This window comes from Micromonospora sp. NRRL B-16802 (genome assembly GCF_001279555.1).
Taxonomy (GTDB): domain Bacteria; phylum Actinomycetota; class Actinomycetes; order Mycobacteriales; family Micromonosporaceae; genus Micromonospora; species Micromonospora profundi.
The window spans coordinates 1-15,484 of record NZ_LGEB01000061.1; the positions used below are offsets into that span (position 1 = coordinate 1).

The 15,484-nt window shown below is 71.2% G+C and carries 11 protein-coding genes and 1 rRNA gene; 8 read left to right on the forward strand and 4 right to left on the reverse strand.

Annotation, left to right across the window (positions count from 1 at the left end; genetic code table 11):
* Positions 1-90: ribosomal RNA gene (gene rrf / locus ADK66_RS15935) — 5S ribosomal RNA — on the forward strand; the annotation flags it as partial.
* 328 nt (positions 91-418) lie between these two features.
* Here the strand turns inward: rrf and ADK66_RS15940 are convergent.
* Positions 419-1,105 (reverse strand): hypothetical protein, encoded by a 687-nt coding sequence (locus tag ADK66_RS15940; RefSeq protein WP_053656009.1) that lies wholly within the window; start codon positions 1,103-1,105, stop codon positions 419-421.
* A gap of 69 nt (positions 1,106-1,174) precedes the next feature.
* On the opposite strand from ADK66_RS15940, the gene ADK66_RS15945 reads away from it, so the two are divergent.
* From ADK66_RS15945 to ADK66_RS15955, 3 genes are read left to right on the forward strand one after another with little or no spacing between them, the layout of a single operon-like run.
* Positions 1,175-3,793, forward strand: a complete 2,619-nt coding sequence (locus ADK66_RS15945) for a valine--tRNA ligase (protein ID WP_053656011.1) — start codon at positions 1,175-1,177, stop codon at positions 3,791-3,793.
* Complete coding sequence (locus ADK66_RS15950) at positions 3,790-5,124, forward strand: folylpolyglutamate synthase/dihydrofolate synthase family protein (protein ID WP_053656013.1); 1,335 nt, start codon at positions 3,790-3,792, stop codon at positions 5,122-5,124. The genes ADK66_RS15945 and ADK66_RS15950 overlap by 4 nt, the downstream gene beginning before the upstream one ends.
* On the forward strand, positions 5,121-5,606 hold the full coding sequence (locus tag ADK66_RS15955; protein ID WP_082377472.1) for a DUF4233 domain-containing protein: 486 nt from the start codon (positions 5,121-5,123) through the stop codon (positions 5,604-5,606). The genes ADK66_RS15950 and ADK66_RS15955 overlap by 4 nt, the downstream gene beginning before the upstream one ends.
* A gap of 156 nt (positions 5,607-5,762) precedes the next feature.
* Here the strand turns inward: ADK66_RS15955 and ADK66_RS15960 are convergent, their stop codons facing one another.
* Positions 5,763-7,235 carry a VOC family protein gene (locus ADK66_RS15960; protein WP_053656015.1) on the reverse strand — a complete coding sequence of 491 codons (1,473 nt, stop codon included), beginning with the start codon at positions 7,233-7,235 and terminating at the stop codon, positions 5,763-5,765.
* A gap of 142 nt (positions 7,236-7,377) precedes the next feature.
* Here ADK66_RS15960 and ndk point away from each other — a divergent pair, with 142 nt between their 5' ends.
* Positions 7,378-7,803, forward strand: coding sequence for a nucleoside-diphosphate kinase (ndk, locus tag ADK66_RS15965; RefSeq protein ID WP_053656016.1), 426 nt, complete (start codon positions 7,378-7,380; stop codon positions 7,801-7,803).
* A 217-nt stretch (positions 7,804-8,020) separates the two neighbouring features.
* Here the strand turns inward: ndk and sigJ are convergent, their stop codons facing one another.
* Complete coding sequence (gene sigJ / locus ADK66_RS15970; RefSeq protein WP_082377473.1) at positions 8,021-8,893, reverse strand: RNA polymerase sigma factor SigJ; 873 nt, start codon at positions 8,891-8,893, stop codon at positions 8,021-8,023.
* Positions 8,890-9,330, reverse strand: a complete 441-nt coding sequence (locus ADK66_RS15975) for a carboxymuconolactone decarboxylase family protein (protein WP_053656141.1) — start codon at positions 9,328-9,330, stop codon at positions 8,890-8,892. The genes sigJ and ADK66_RS15975 overlap by 4 nt, the downstream gene beginning before the upstream one ends.
* Positions 9,331-9,517: 187 nt before the next feature.
* On the opposite strand from ADK66_RS15975, the gene ADK66_RS15980 reads away from it, so the two are divergent.
* The 3 genes from ADK66_RS15980 to ADK66_RS15990 all read left to right on the forward strand — a co-directional run bounded on the left by ADK66_RS15980 (position 9,518) and on the right by ADK66_RS15990 (position 15,464).
* Positions 9,518-11,080 (forward strand): alkaline phosphatase, encoded by a 1,563-nt coding sequence (locus ADK66_RS15980; protein WP_053656019.1) that lies wholly within the window; start codon positions 9,518-9,520, stop codon positions 11,078-11,080.
* A 393-nt stretch (positions 11,081-11,473) separates the two neighbouring features.
* Positions 11,474-14,620, forward strand: a complete 3,147-nt coding sequence (ileS, locus tag ADK66_RS15985; RefSeq protein WP_053656021.1) for an isoleucine--tRNA ligase — start codon at positions 11,474-11,476, stop codon at positions 14,618-14,620.
* 154 nt (positions 14,621-14,774) lie between these two features.
* The gene (locus ADK66_RS15990; protein ID WP_053656023.1) at positions 14,775-15,464 is read left to right on the forward strand and encodes a 1-acyl-sn-glycerol-3-phosphate acyltransferase; all 690 of its coding nucleotides are present in this window, start codon (positions 14,775-14,777) and stop codon (positions 15,462-15,464) included.
* The last annotated feature ends 20 nt before the right edge of the window (positions 15,465-15,484 follow it).

Sequence of the window (15,484 nt, forward strand, 5' to 3'; positions counted from 1 at the left end):
CCCGGTTACATTCCGAACCCGGAAGCTAAGCCCTCCAGCGCCGATGGTACTGCACTCGTGAGGGTGTGGGAGAGTAGGACACCGCCGGACAATCTTTCCAGGAAGGGTCACCCGTAACGGGTGGCCCTTCCTGCGTTTCGCGGCACCATGACAGGGCCATCCCACAGGGGGTGGCCCTGTCTGCGTTCACCGGCGTATTCGTTGATCGGCTCGCTTTCACGGAAAGCGGGGTGTCGAACGGCCGGGATACCGCGGTTTCCGTGAAACCGAGCCGATCAACCATCCGACGAGAGGCCCGGCGAGGTCGACGCTGAGGTGGACCTGAGAGACGGGTGGTCCCGAGGCCGGCTCCCCGATCTGTCGTCGCTTTCGACGTACCTCTTGCGTGCAGAGGGCGACCGCCGACCCCGCGGCCGGATCAGTTGCGGGTCTGCATGTCGGCGCGGAGATCGCGCAGCAGGGCGCCGGCGTCGTCGACCGACCGGCCGGGGAACATGGCCATGACCACGCTGCCGTGGTCGGCCCAGCCGCACACCGCGAAGTCGCCCCCCTCGCCCGTGGTGCTGCCGCACTTCATCACGCCGCCCAGCCCGCCCGCGGGGACATCGCGTAGGCCGGTCACCGCACCAGTCTCGTCGGACATCAGCCTGAACAGGCTGGTGAGGTCGCGCTCCGGCTGCCACAGCAGTGTGGTGCCGCCGAAGATGAGCACCGAGCGCTTGTCGTCCGCCGGATCGCGGTAGACAGTGCCGAAGCTACGGTCCAACTCGATGTCGGCGGCCAGGCCGCTGCGCAGGTAGTCCGCTGTGCTCTTCGCCCGCTCGCTGTCGTCCCGCGTCAACCCCGCCACCTGGTCGGGGGAAGCCAACCGGGTGTCCTTCTGCTGCATTACCCGCCACCCACCGAGGGCCAGCGCGCCCGCGCCAGCGAGGCCCACCGCCAGCGCGGCCGCCCAGACGATCCGGCGACGCCGGGACCAGCCACCGGATCGCTCCTCGGGGGCACCTCCGGTGTCCCGGGTGCTCAGCTGGATCGGCTCCTCGGTCAGCTCGACAGGGTCGCGACCGCCGTCGAGCGGGCGCTCAGTGAGATGTGCGTCGGACATAGCCGACACCGTACGCGAATGGCAGGTGGCGCACGTCGGGTCTGTGAAAGCCCTCCGTAGACTTGTCAGGTGACCGAGAGACTGGATGCCCGACGCCCCGACGCCCCGACCCTTGCCGGCCAGTACCTGCCTGGCGAGGTAGAGCAGCGACGGTACGAGCAGTGGGTAGCCGCTGGGCACTTCCGGGCTTCGGCGGCCAGCGACAAGCCGCCCTTCACGATCGTCATCCCGCCGCCGAACGTCACCGGCTCCCTGCACATGGGCCACGCCCTGGACCACACGGTCCAGGACGCGCTGGTGCGGCGTAAGCGGATGCAGGGCTTCGAGACGCTCTGGCTGCCGGGCATGGACCACGCCGGCATCGCCACCCAGAACGTCGTCGAGCGACAGTTGGCCGCTCAGGGGCTCTCCCGCCATGACCTGGGTCGGGAGAAGTTCGTCGAGCGGGTCTGGCAGTGGAAGGCCGAGTCCGGCGGGGCCATCCTCGGCCAGATGCGCCGCCTCGGTGACTCGGTCGACTGGGACCGCGAGCGCTTCACCATGGACGAGGGCCTGTCCCGGGCCGTCCAGACGATCTTCAAGAAGTTGTACGACGACGGCCTCATCTACCGGGCGAACCGGATCATCAACTGGTGTCCGCGCTGCTTGACCGCGCTCTCCGACATCGAGGTGGAGCACACCGACGACGACGGCGAGCTGATCTCCATCCGGTACAGCGACGAGGTGGTGGTCGCTACCACCCGGGCCGAGACGATGCTCGGTGACACCGCTGTGGCCGTGCACCCGGACGACGAGCGGTACCAGCATCTGATCGGCACCGAGGTCGAGCTGCCGCTGACCGGTCGCCGGATCCCGATCGTCGCGGACGCGCACGTCGACCCGTCGTTCGGCACCGGCATGGTGAAGGTGACCCCGGCACACGACCCCAACGACTTCGAGATCGGCCAGCGCCACGACCTGCCCTCGCTGACCGTGATGGACGAGCGCGGCGTGATCACCGTGCCCGGCCCGTTCGAAGGGCTGGACCGGTTCGAGGCGCGGCCCGCGATCGTGGCGGCGCTGCGCGAGCAGGGCCGGATCGTGGCCGAGAAGCGGCCGTACGTCCACGCGGTCGGGCACTGCTCGCGGTGCAAGACGACTGTCGAGCCGCGGCTGTCGCTGCAGTGGTTCGTCAACACCGCCCCGCTGGCCGAGGCCGCCGGGGACGCGGTCCGCGACGGCCGGGTCCGCATCGAGCCCGCCGAACTGTCCAAGCGCTACTTCGCCTGGGTCGACAACATGCACGACTGGTGCATCTCGCGCCAGCTGTGGTGGGGGCATCGGATCCCGGTCTGGTACGGCCCCCAGGGCGAGATCGTGTGCGTGGGCCCGGACGAGCAGCCGCCGACCGGCGAGGGCTGGCACCAGGACGAGGACGTTCTCGACACCTGGTTCTCCAGCGGCCTGTGGCCGTTCTCCACGCTCGGCTGGCCCGAGCAGACCCCGGAGCTTGCGAAGTTCTACCCGACGAGCGTCCTGGTCACCGGCTACGACATCCTCTTCTTCTGGGTCGCCCGGATGATGATGTTCGGCCTGTACGCGATGGACGGCCGGCCGCCGTTCGATGTCGTCGCCCTGCACGGCATGGTGCGCGACCAGTTCGGCAAGAAGATGTCGAAGTCGTTCGGCAACGTGGTCGATCCGCTGGACTGGATCGACCGGTACGGCGCCGACGCCACCCGCTTCACGCTCGCCCGGGGCGGCAACCCCGGTCAGGACGTGCCGGTCAGCGAGGAGTGGTGCCAGGGCTCGCGCAACTTCTGCAACAAGCTGTGGAACGCCACCCGGTTCGCGCTGATGAACGGGGCGCACACCGTCGGTGACCTGCCGCCCGCTGAGCAGCTCTCCACCGTCGACAGGTGGGTCCTGTCCCGGCTGGCGCACGTCACCGCCGAGGTCGACGAGCAGTTCGAGGCGTACGAGTTCGCGAAGGTGTGCGACCTGCTGTACCACTTCGCCTGGGACGACGTCTGCGACTGGTACGTCGAGTTGAGCAAGCCGGTGCTCGCCGAGGGTGGCGAGCGGGCCGACGCCAGCCGCCGGGTGCTCGGGCACGTGCTGGACCAGCTGCTGCGGCTGCTGCACCCGATCATCCCGTTCGTCACCGAGGAGCTGTGGCTCGCGCTGACCGGCGGCGACACGGTGCAGTACGCGGCCTGGCCGGTGGCCGACCGGGCGCGCATCGACGACGCCGCCGAGGCCGAGCTGGCGAGCGTGCAGCGGGTGGTCACCGAGATCCGCCGGTTCCGCTCCGACCAGGGGCTGCGCCCGACGCAGCGGGTGGCTGCCCGCCTCGACGGGCTGACCGGGGCCGGCATCGCTGCCCACGAGCCGCTGATCCGCTCGCTGGTCCGGCTGGACCCGGCCGGCGACGACTTCCAGGCCAGCGCCACGCTGGCCATGCCCGGCGCGGTCGGAGTCGCGTTGGACACCCGGGGGACTATCGACGTGGCCGCCGAGCGCGCCCGGCTGACAAAGGACCGCGCGGCCGCCCAGAAGGAGGTCGCGCAGGCGCGGGCGAAGCTCGACAACCCGGCCTTCATCGGCAAGGCCCCCGAACCGGTCGTCGCGAAGATCCGCGACCGGCTGGCCACCGCCGAGGCCGACCTGATCCGGATCGACGCTGCCCTGGAGACGCTTCCCTCGTGACCGACCGTACCGAATTCGCCACTGCCGAAGCCGAGCTGGCCGCCCGCGGTTTCACCCGCATGGTCTTCGAGCTGGACCGGATCGAGTCCCTGCTCGACCTGCTCGGCAGCCCGCAGCGGGCGTACCCGGCGATCCACCTGACCGGCACCAACGGCAAGACCTCCACCGCGCGCATGATCGACGCGCTGCTCCGGGCGTTCGGGCTGCACACCGGCAGGTACACCAGCCCGCACCTGGAGACCGTCCGGGAGCGGATCAGCCTGGACGGCGAGCCGGTGAGCGAGGAACGGTTCGCGGCGGTGTACGGGGAGGTCAAGCCGCTGGCCGAGCTTGTCGACGCCCGCTCGGACGAACCGCTCACGTACTTCGACATGACCACCGCGCTGGCGTTCGCGACGTTCGCCGACGCGCCTGTCGACATCGCTGTGGTCGAGGTCGGGCTCGGCGGTGCCGAGGACGCCACAAACGTCATCCAGGCCGGCGTCTGCGTGATCACCCCGATCGGCCTGGACCACACCGAGTGGCTCGGCGACACGCTCCAGGACATCGCGCTGGCCAAGGCCGGCATCATCCACCCAGGCGCCACAGTTATCGCGGCTGCGCAGGAGGAGGAGGCCGCGCGTCCCCTCCTCGAACGCTGCTCCGAGGTGGGCGCCACCATCGCCCGGGAGGGTGCCGAGTTCGGTGTGCTGAGCCGCGCGGTCGCGGTCGGCGGGCAGGTGCTCACCCTCCAGGGTCTGGGCGGCGTCTACGACGACGTGTTCATTCCGCTCCACGGGGCACACCAGGCGCAGAACGCGGCGGTGGCGCTCGCCGCCGTCGAGGCGTTCCTGGGTGCCGGGGCGCGGCGTCAGCTGGACGTCGAGGCCGTACGGGAGGGCTTCGCCACGGCCAGCTCGCCCGGTCGGCTGGAGCGGGTCCGCAGCGCGCCCACGGTGCTGCTGGACGGCGCGCACAACCCGCACGGCATGGCCGCGACAGTCACCGCACTGCAGGAGGAGTTCGCGTTCAGCAAGCTGGTGGCGGTGGTCGGGGTGCTCGCCGACAAGGACGCCGCCAGTCTGCTGGAGCTGCTGGAACCGGTGGCCGACGTTGTCGTCGTGACTCGGAACAGCTCTCCCCGTGCGATGCCGACCAATGAACTCGCCGCGCTGGCCGCCGAGGTGTTCGGCGAGGACCGGGTCGAGGTGGCCGAGGAGATGCCGGACGCGATCGAGCTGGCGGTGGCGCTCACCGAAGAGGACGTCCCCGGTGAGCTGAGCGGGGTCGGGGTCCTGATCACTGGTTCCGTGGTCACGGTGGCGGACGCCCGTCGGCTGCTGAAGCGATGACCGGCCCGGAGCGGGACCCCCGGACCGCAGAGCAGCCGACGGCGGAGCGACCACAGGCAGACCAGCCGCTGGGGGAGCGTCCACGGACGGACCAGTCATCAGCGAACCAGCCAACGGCGGACCAGCCGGCCGCCGGGCAGCCGCGCCGTTCCGGGTTGCGCAATCCGGAAGGGGCGGTACGTGGCCTGGGCGCTGGGACCCTCGGCCTGGAGGCGCTGGTCCTGTTGCTGGCGATCCAGCCGATCCGGGTCGTCGGTGGTGATCTCAGCGGCACCGCGATCGGCGTGGTGGTGGCCCTCGCTGTGGTCGCCGTGCTGCTCGCAGGCAGCATGCGCCGTCCCTGGGCCTGGCACGCCGGCACCGTCTTCCAGGGTCTGCTGATGCTTGCCGGTCTGCTGCACTGGTCGCTGCTCGCGCTGGGCATCATCTTCGCCCTGGTCTGGGCGTACGCGCTGCACGTCCGCCGGGTCATTCTCGGCTGATACGCGCCGCCCTTCGGGCCTACCGCAGGGCCAGCGGCTTCGGGCCGGCTGCCCCGACGAGCGCCTCCCCGCAGCGCCCGGCGCAGGGCGACGGCGCGGTGACCGCGGTGGGGGACGGCCCTGGGATGGTCCACACGGCGGGGGAGCAGGCCGGGGTCAGGCGTCGGCGCGTTCGCGCCACTGGGTGAGGGCGATGCCGTGGCCGTCCGGGTCCCGGAAGGCCGCTGCCCACACTTCCAGCTTGCTGCCCCGGCTGACCACCCGGGGCGCGTAGGTGAAACGGACGCCGGAGTCGCGCATCCGCTCGTACGCGCCCTCGATGTCGTCCACCTCGAGGTTGACGTGCACCAGCCGGCGGCTGATCGGCGCGGCCTCGGTCAGCTCACGCAGCACCAGCCGGGTCGTGCCGGAGGCGAGCACCGCGTTGCCCGTGCCCCTGTCGACCTCGGTGAAGCCGAGCCGGTCGCGGTAGAAGGTGAGCGACCGGGACAGGTCGGTGACCAGCAGCGTGAGGCCGACCCCGCTGATCGGGCCGGCCGGATCGGCGACGGCCGCGTCGTCGTACCCGAAGATCGCTTCGTCAAGTTCCTCGGCGGTGACGGTCTCGGGCGCCGCTGCGGCCGGGCCCGGGTCGTCAAGCGGCAGGTCCAAGGGGTCCAGCGGATCCGCGATGCCCGGGCCGGTGCGCTGTCCGGGCGGCGGATCAAAGCGTTGCACTGTGGGCGAGTCGAGGCGCTGCGCGGGGTCGAGGCGTTCCTCCTCCGCCGCGGGCCGGTCGTCCTCCGGCGGGCGCGGCGCGGGCGTGGTGGCCCGCCGGGGCAGGCCGCCGGCCTGCTGCTCGACCACGACGCCCTCCAGCACCACCCGGCCGCTCGGGCTGTGGCTCATGACCACCGGCTCGTGCTCACCCGCTGGGACGATGGCGTCGTCGAGCAGCGGGTCGGGGTCACGCGGGGCGCGGAACGGGTCGTCGCTACGCGGGTCGCGGAATGGATCGTCACCGCGCGGGTCGCGGAAGGGGTCGTCACCGCGCGGGTCGCGGAAGGGGTCGTCACCGCGCGGGTCGCGGAAGTCGTCCCGGAAGTCGTCGTCCGCCGCGCGGTCGGCCCACGGCGGGGAGTCCTGCTGGATCAGCATCTCGTCCACGGCGTCGACGTTGGCGAACTCCGGCGGGAGGTCGGCTACGGCTGTCGCCATCTCGGCGTGGGTCGGCACCTCGTCCCACAGGACCTTGACGTGCCGCTGGTCGTCCAGCGCGACCCGGACCGGCAGGGTCTGACCCAGCGACGGCCACTTGGAGACCGGCACCCGCGGCTCGATGATCTTCTTGGATCGCGGCGGCAGGCCCGGCGCGTCGAGGACCAGTTGCAGCTCGCAGCGGCCGAACGCGTACTGGGTGGGTGGTTCGGAGGCGCTGTGCACGTGACCGACGCCGACCACCCAGGTACGCCCGCCGCCACGTACGGTGGCCAGCGCGATCGCCAGCACCAGCAGGGCGACCCCGAGCGCCACGATGGCCCAACTGGTCATGCCCAGCCCGAAGAGGACGACGAACGTGGCCACGGTGCCGAGCACCGCGCCGATCAACTTGCGTACCGGCGCGATGGGCCGGTTCCCGCCATTCGCCACAGTGGACCTCCCGGGGGTCAGGGCCAGGCTAGGCCGGATCGGCCGCCGGGGGAAAGACCGGCCGCCGCGCCGGCGCCGGGACCGGGTCGCTAGGCTGACCGTACCGAGCCCGAGCGTTCTGCGCGTACAGGAGGAACCCAGCGTGTCCAGCAACAGCCCGGATGAGCGCAGCCTCGTTCTGATCAAGCCCGACGCGGTCCGCCGGGGCCTGGTCGGCGAGGTCCTCTCCCGCTTCGAGCGCAAGGGGCTGCGGATCGACGCGATGACACACCGGACGATGGACGCGGCGCTCGCCGACGAGCACTACGCCGAGCACGTCGACAAGCCGTTCTACCCGCCGCTGAAGGACTTCATGACCGGCGGCCCGCTCGTGGCGCTGGTGCTCTCCGGCGACCAGGTCATCGACGTGGTCCGTGGGCTGGTCGGCGCGACCGACGGTCGTAAGGCCGCCGCCGGCACGATCCGGGGTGACCTGTCGCTGTCCAACCGGGAGAACCTGGTGCACGCCTCCGACTCGCCGGACAGCGCCAAGCGCGAGATCGCGCTCTGGTTCCCCGAGCTGGGCTGACCAGAGCCCGCCGAACCCGGCCGTCGGCCGCGAACGGGCCTGGCCGGACAAAGCCGAATCCGGCCGTCGGCCGCGAACGGGCCTGGCCGGACAAAGCCGAATCCGGCCGTCGGCCGGCCGTCGGCCGCGAACGGGCCTGGCCGGACAAAGCCGAATCCGGCCGTCGGCCGCGAACGGGGCTGATCCCGAGCGGCCGACGAAGGCTCGCGGCGCGGGATCAGAGCGGCGGTAGCTTCGCCGGGTTGCCCACCACGTAGATCCCGGTGATACGGCCGTCCGCCGCGGCGACCGTCATCGAGTAACGGTTGCCGTTCGCGCCGGTCAGCAGGGCTGCCGGTTCGCCGTTCAACTCCAGCCGCCGCACCGCCCAGATCCGGCCCGGCCCGTAGATCCCGGCGAAGAACCGGGCGATCCGGTCGGCGCCCGCGATGGGGTTGCGGGCGGCCTGCACCCGGCCGCCGCCGTCGTTCCACGCCGTGGCGTCCGCAGCGACCAGGCCGGTTAGCGTGGGCAGGTCCCCGTCCCGGGCTGCAGCCAGGAAAGCCTCCAGCAGCCGCTCGCGCTCCGCCCGGCTGGCGGTGAAACGACGCCGTTCCTGGCGTACGCGTGCGGTAGCGCGGTGGTGCAGCTGCCGGCAGTCCTCGGGAGTACGGCCCAGGATCTCGGCGATCTCCGCGTACGGCAGCTCGAAGGCGGTGTGCAGGACGTACACCGCGCGCTCCGGCGGGGTGAGCCGTTCCAGCACGTGCAGCAGGGCGGCGGACAGCGAGTCGCGCAGCTCGGCGGTGTCCAACGGACCGAACGGGGAGGGCTCGGTCGGCACCGGCTCGGGCAGCCACGGCCCCACGTACGTCTCGCGGCTCGCCTGCCGAGTCCGCAGCCGGTCCAGGGCGAGCCGGGTCACGACCCGGGACAGGTAGCGGCGAGGCTCGGCCACCGTCGAGCGGTCCACGCCGAGCCAGCGCAGGTACGCCTCCTGGAGCACGTCCTCGGCGTCGTGCCGGCTGCCGAGCAATCGGTAGGCCAGGCCGAGCAGCATCGGCCGGTGCGCCTGCAGCGCACCGGCCGCCTGCGCAGCCTCGGTCGTCACACCTGCGCCGGAGGCTCCGTGCGCATGGTGACCGCCAGTCGGTTCCACACGTTGATTGTGGCAATCGCGAGGACCAGGTCCGCGAGCTCCTTCTCCGACCACACCTTCGCGGCCGCGTCCCAGACGTCGTCCGGCACCCCGTGGTCGCCGAGCCGGGTCACCGCGTCGGTGAGGGCCAGCGCCGTGCGTTCCCGCTCGTCGAAGAACGGCGCCTCGCGCCAGGTGGCCACCGCGAACAGCCGCCGGCTCGACTCGCCGGCGCCGAGCGCGTCGCGGCTGTGCATGTCCACGCAGAAGGCGCAGCCGTTCAACATCGACGCCCGCAGCTTGACCAGCTCCAGGACCGTGTGGTCGACGTTCGACTTGACGTACTGCTCCAGGCCCAGCACGGCCCGGTATCCCTGCGGCACCACCTCGGGTGCGTTCATCCGTTGCATGACTACCTCCCTGATCGGTTCCGACACCGACATGACGGAGGAGCGAGGGTGCCGCGTGACAGTCCGGGCTGTGACTCCGGTCATGCCGAGCGGACAACCGACGTTCCGGCCTGCGTCACCCGAGCCGCCGCTCGTGGTCACCTCCGCCCGGTAGACCGACGGGGTCAACCCATGACCGGGAGGAAGAATGACCGAGCTTGATCGACGTACCCTGCTGCGGGCCGGCCTGGTGGCCGGAGCCGGAGTCGCCGGCGGCGCGCTGCTGGGCGGTGCCGGCGCGAACGCCGCACCAGCGTGGCGCCCCGCGGGCCGCCCGACGCTCACCCACGGCGTGCAGAGCGGTGACGTGACCGCGGACTCGGCGCTGGTCTGGACGCGCGCCGACCGGCCGGGACGGATGCTTGTCGAGGTGAGCCGGCGGCCCGACTTCCGGGGCGCGCGGCACCTGCGCGGCCCGGTGCTCGGCGCCGACGGTGACTTCACCGGCAAGGTCCGGCTGCGGGGCCTGCCGGACGGCGAACGGCTGCACTACCGGGTCCGGGTGGAGAGCCTGGAGCGGCACGGACTGGCCAGCGAGCCGTTGACCGGGACGCTGACCACCGCGCCGGGCCGGCACCGGCGGCGCGACGTGAAGTTCGTGTGGACCGGGGACATCGTCGGGCAGGGCTGGGGCATCGCGCCGGACTTCGGCGGCATGTCGATCTTCCGGGCGATGCGGGAGACCCGGCCGGACTTCTTCCTGTGCAGCGGCGACACCGTCTACGCCGACGGGCCGCTCGTCGAGTCGGTGACGCTTCCCGACGGGCGGATCTGGCGCAACCTGGTGACCGCCGAGAAGAGCAAGGTCGCCGAGACGCTTGCCGAGTACCGGGGACAGTTCGCCTACAACCTGCTCGACAGGCACCTGCGCGAGTTCGCCGCGGACGTGCCGCAGATCAACCAGTGGGACGACCACGAGGTCACCAACAACTGGTACCCGGGCGAGATCCTGGACGACCCGCGCTACACCGAGCAGCGGGTGGACGTGCTCGCCGTCCGCGCTCGGCAGGCGTTCCACGAGTGGCTGCCCGTGCCCGACGACGGGCCGCTCTACCGGCGGATCCCGTACGGGCCGACGCTTGACGTGTTCGTGCTCGACATGCGGACCCACAAGGACCCGAACGACGGCAACACGTACGCCGACCCGAAGCGCGGTCTGCTCGGCCGCGAGCAGCGGGAGTGGCTGATCCGGGAGCTGAAGCGGTCGAAGGCGACCTGGAAGGTGATCGCCAACGACCTGCCGATCGGCGTGGTGGTGCCGGACGGGCCGAACGCGCAGGAGGGCGTCGCGCAGGGTGACCCGGGCGCGCCGGCCGGGCGTGAACTGGAGTTCGCCGAGGTGCTGCGGGCCACCCACCGGGCCGGCGTGACCGGGATGGTGTTCCTCACGGCCGACGTGCACTACACGGCCGCGCACCACTACGACCCGTCCCGCGCGGCGGTCGGCGACTTCACCCCGTTCTGGGAGTTCGTCTCCGGCCCGGCGCACGCCGGCGCGTTCGGCCCGAACGCCCTGGACGGCACGTTCGGCCCGCAGGCGGTCTTCGTGCACGCCCCGCCGCGAGCCAACACGTCCCCGGCGGAGGACTTCCAGCACTTCGGCGAGGTAACCATCAACGGCGAGTCCGAGGCCCTGACAGTCCACCTAAAGGACCGAGACGGAGCGACCCTCTGGACCAAAACCCTCCCAGCCCCCACCCGCCGCCCCTGACCTCCTGCAGCCGCTGACCCCCTGAACCCGATGATCATGAGGTTGGCGGGCGATCCCGTGATCCACTCGCCCGTCAACCTCATGATCGACGGGGTGGGTGAGGCGCGTGGGGGATTACTCGGAGGCGGACCGGGGGGAGGGTCGAGTATCGTTGTGCACCGTAAGGCGATGACCCGGCCATCACCGGTGAGCCTCCGGAAGAACAGCCGGGTGACCGGCCCAGTAGAACCGGACGGGTGCGGCCCGTCACAGCCGACAATGAGCGGGCGGTCGATTCTGACCGCCAAGCGGGGTGGTACCGCGGACCACCCGGGAGCGCCGCCTCAGGCGTACCCCGGAAGGTTCGTCCTCGCAGACCACGTTGAGTGAGCTGCACGAGGAGAGCGACCCCCGATGGCGTATCCGTTGCACGACCCGACCGCCGCCGGTGTCCCGGCGAGCCCGGACCTGCCCGCGGTCGAGCGCCGGGTGCTGGAGCACTGGACGGCCGACAAGACCTTCGAGGCGTCCGTCGAAGCCCGCCCGGCCGGCGACGACGGCAAGAACGAGTACGTCTTCTACGACGGCCCGCCGTTCGCCAACGGCCTGCCGCACTACGGCCACCTGTTCACCGGGTACGTCAAGGACGTGGTGCCGCGCTACCAGACCATGCGCGGGCGGCACGTCGAGCGGCGCTTCGGCTGGGACTGTCACGGCCTGCCCGCCGAGGTGGTGGCCGAGAAGCAGCTCGGCATCACCAGCAAGGCGGAGATCCTCGACCTGGGGGTGGCCCGGTTCAACGAGGCGTGCCGCACGTCGGTGCTGGAGTTCACCCAGGACTGGGAGCGGTACATCAACCGGCAGGCCCGCTGGGTCGACTTCGCCAACGACTACAAGACCCTCGACCTGGACTACATGGAAAGCGTCATGTGGGCCTTCAAGACCCTGCACGAGAAGGGTCTGATCTACGAGGGTTTCCGGGTGCTCGCGTACTGCTGGCGCTGCGAGACGCCGCTGTCCAACACCGAGACGCGGATGGACGACGTCTACCGGGACCGGCACGACCCGACGCTTACCGTGTGGTTCGGGCTGACCGCCGACGAGTCCGCGCCGGAGCTGGTGCGCGGGCCGGTCAAGCTGGGCGTCTGGACCACCACGCCGTGGACCCTGCCGTCGAACCTGGCGCTCGCCGTGGGCCCCGACATCGAGTACGCGGTGCTGGAGCGCGACGGCGAGCGCTACGTCGTGGGCGCGGCGCGGGTGGCCGCGTACGCCAAGGAATTGGAGGGCTACGAGCAGGTCGGCACTGTGTACGGCCGGGACCTGGCCGGACGCCGCTACACGCCGCTGTTCGACTTCCTCGTCGAGCAGGCCGGCGAGAACGCCTACCAGGTGCTCGGCGCGGAGTTCGTCACCACCGAGGACGGCACCGGGATCGTGCACCTCGCGCCGGCGTTCGGTGAGGACGACCAGAACGTCTGCAACGCCGCGGGCATCCCCACAATCGTCACGGTCGACGACCACACGCGGTTCACCGCGCTGGTCCCGCCGTACCAGGGTGAGCAGGTCTTCGACGTCAACAAGCCGGTGATCCGGGAGCTGAAGGAGCGGGGGGTGGTGCTCAAGCAGGACACCTACACCCACTCGTACCCGCACTGCTGGCGCTGCGACACCCCGCTCGTCTACAAGGCGGTGTCGTCGTGGTTCGTCGCGGTGACCCAGTTCCGGGACCGGATGGTCGAGCTGAACCAGGAGATCAACTGGACGCCCGGCCACATCAAGGACGGCTCGTTCGGCAAGTGGCTGGCCAACGCCCGGGACTGGTCGATCAGCCGCAACCGGTTCTGGGGCTCACCCATCCCGGTGTGGAAGTCCGACGACCCGAACTACCCGCGCCTGGACGTCTACGGCTCGCTCGCCGACATCGAGCGGGACTTCGGCGTACGCCTGACCGACCTGCACCGGCCGGCGGTGGACGACCTGGTCCGCCCCAACCCGGACGACCCGACGGGCAAGTCGATGATGCGCCGGGTGCCGGAGGTGCTGGACTGCTGGTTCGAGTCCGGGTCGATGCCGTTCGCGCAGGTGCACTACCCGTTCGAGAACGCGGACTGGTTCGAGCACCACTACCCGGGTGACTTCATCGTCGAGTACATCGGGCAGACCCGGGGCTGGTTCTACACGATGCACGTGCTTGCCACCGCGCTGTTCGACAGGCCGGCGTTCCGCAACTGCCTGAGCCACGGCATCCTGCTCGGCTCGGACGGGCGCAAGATGTCCAAGAGCCTGCGCAACTACCCGGACGTCTACCACATCTTCGACGCGTACGGCTCGGACGCGATGCGCTGGATGCTGATGTCGTCGCCGGTGCTGCGCGGCGGGGACATGGCGGTCACCGAGGCGGGCATCCGCGACGCCGTGCGGCAGGTGCTGCTGCCGTTGTGGAACGTCTGGTACTTCTTCTCGCTCTACGCCAACGCCGACGGGCACACCGCCCGCCGTCGCACCGACTCGACGCACCTGCTCGACAGGTACGTGCTGGCCAAGACCAACGAGCTGGTGTCGACGGTCGGCGCGCAGATGGACGCGTACGACATCTCCGGTGCGTGCGCGACCGTCCGGTCCTACCTGGACGCGCTCACCAACTGGTACGTGCGCCGCTCCCGGGACCGTTTCTGGTCCGGCGACGCGGAGGCGTTCGACACGCTGTGGACCGTGCTCGAGACGCTCTGCCGGGTGGTGGCGCCGCTGGCGCCGTTGACCGCGGAGGAGATCTGGCGTGGCCTGACCGGGGAACGGTCGGTGCACCTGACCGACTGGCCCTCGGCGGAGGACTTCCCGGCCGACCACGAACTGGTCGCCGCGATGGACTCCACCCGGGCTGTCGCCTCGGCGGCGCTGTCGCTGCGCAAGGCAAAGGGTCTGCGGGTGCGCCTGCCGCTGGCGAAGCTGACAGTGGCCACGCCCGCGGCAGAGCAGCTGCGTCCCTTCGCCGACCTGGTCACCGACGAGGTCAACGTCAAGGTCGTGGAGTTCAGCGCGGACCTGGCCGAGTACTGCCAGCAGGTGCTGACAGTGGTGCCCCGGGCGCTCGGCCCGCGCGTCGGCAAGCAGGTCCAGCAGGTGATCAAGGCGGTCAAGGCCGGCGACTGGGAGCTTGTCGACGGCGCCCCGGTGGCCGCCGGCATCACCCTGGCCGAGGGCGAGTACGAGCTGCGTCTCGTCGCAGCCGACGCCGAGCACTCCGCGCCGCTGCCCGCCGGTGAGGGAGTGGTGGTGCTGGACACCGAGGTCACCCCGGAGCTGGCCGCCGAAGGGCTGGCCCGCGACGTGGTGCGGGTGGTGCAGCAGGCCCGCCGCGACGCCGACCTGAACGTCTCGGACCGGATCGCGGTGTCGGTGTCGGCGTCGGAGGAGGTGCGCGCGGCGGTGGCCGCGTACGGCGACTTCGTGGCCCGCGAGGTGCTGGCCGACTCGGTCGACTTCGCCGAGGGCCTCGACGGCTTCGCGGGCGAGGTCGGCGAGGGCGATCGGGTGACGGTGGTCGTCCGCCGGGTGTAAGGAAGGGCCCCTTTCTAACGCCTGGTGTATAGGAAGGGACCCTTCCTAACGGAATATCGTCAGGGTGCGGGCGCCTCACCACCTCCGTCCGGGAGGTGTGGAGGCGTCCGCTACCGTGACACCGCCTGTCCGCACCTCATCTGCCGGAGGACCAGTGCCCCTGCTCTACACCATCGGCAAGCTCACCGTGGCGCCCACGCTGCGGTTGGCGTTCCGCCCGACCGTGGAGGGGCTGGAGCACGTGCCGGAGACCGGCGGCGCGGTCTTCGCCGGCAACCATCTCTCGGTGGCCGACGAGCTGTTCCTCGGCACTGTGGTGCCCCGCCACCTGGCGTTCTGGGCGAAGTCGGAGTATTTCAAGGGCGCCGGCGTGAAGGGCGCGATCTCCAAGTTCGTCCTCACCGGCCTGGGTGCCATCCCGGTCGAGCGGGCCGGCGGCCGGGCGGCACTGTCCGCGTTCGACGCCGCCATCCCGGCGCTCAGGGGCGGTGACCTGGTGGTGGTCTACCCGGAGGGCACCCGATCGCCGGACGGCAGGCTCTACCGGGGGCGGACCGGCGCGGCCCGCCTGGCGCTCTCCGCCGGAGTGCCGATCATCCCGGTCGGCATGATCGGTACGGACAAGGCGCAACCGATCGGCGCCCGGGTGCCCCGCCCCGGCACCGCCAAGATCACTGTCCGGTTTGGCAAGCCGCTGGACTTCACTGGCCGCCCGGACGACCGCGCCTCGCTGCGGCAGATGACCGACGAGCTGATGAGCGAGATCCAGAAGCTCACGGGCCAGGAGTACGTGCCGCGCTACGCCCCGCCGCGCGCCCACCCGGACCCGACCCGCGACGCCTGACGGCCCACAGCGCCCGGCGG

What these genes read in the sequence shown, in the direction of transcription:
- ADK66_RS15980 (WP_053656019.1), top strand. Translation starts at nt 9,518, where the DNA reads ATGACCGAGCTTGATCGACGTACCCTGCTGCGGGCCGGCCTGGTGGCC.
- ADK66_RS15975 (WP_053656141.1), bottom strand. Translation starts at nt 9,330, where the DNA reads ATGCAACGGATGAACGCACCCGAGGTGGTGCCGCAGGGATACCGGGCC.
- ADK66_RS15940 (WP_053656009.1), bottom strand. Translation starts at nt 1,105, where the DNA reads ATGTCCGACGCACATCTCACTGAGCGCCCGCTCGACGGCGGTCGCGAC.
- ADK66_RS15955 (WP_082377472.1), top strand. Translation starts at nt 5,121, where the DNA reads ATGACCGGCCCGGAGCGGGACCCCCGGACCGCAGAGCAGCCGACGGCG.
- ileS (WP_053656021.1), top strand. Translation starts at nt 11,474, where the DNA reads ATGGCGTATCCGTTGCACGACCCGACCGCCGCCGGTGTCCCGGCGAGC.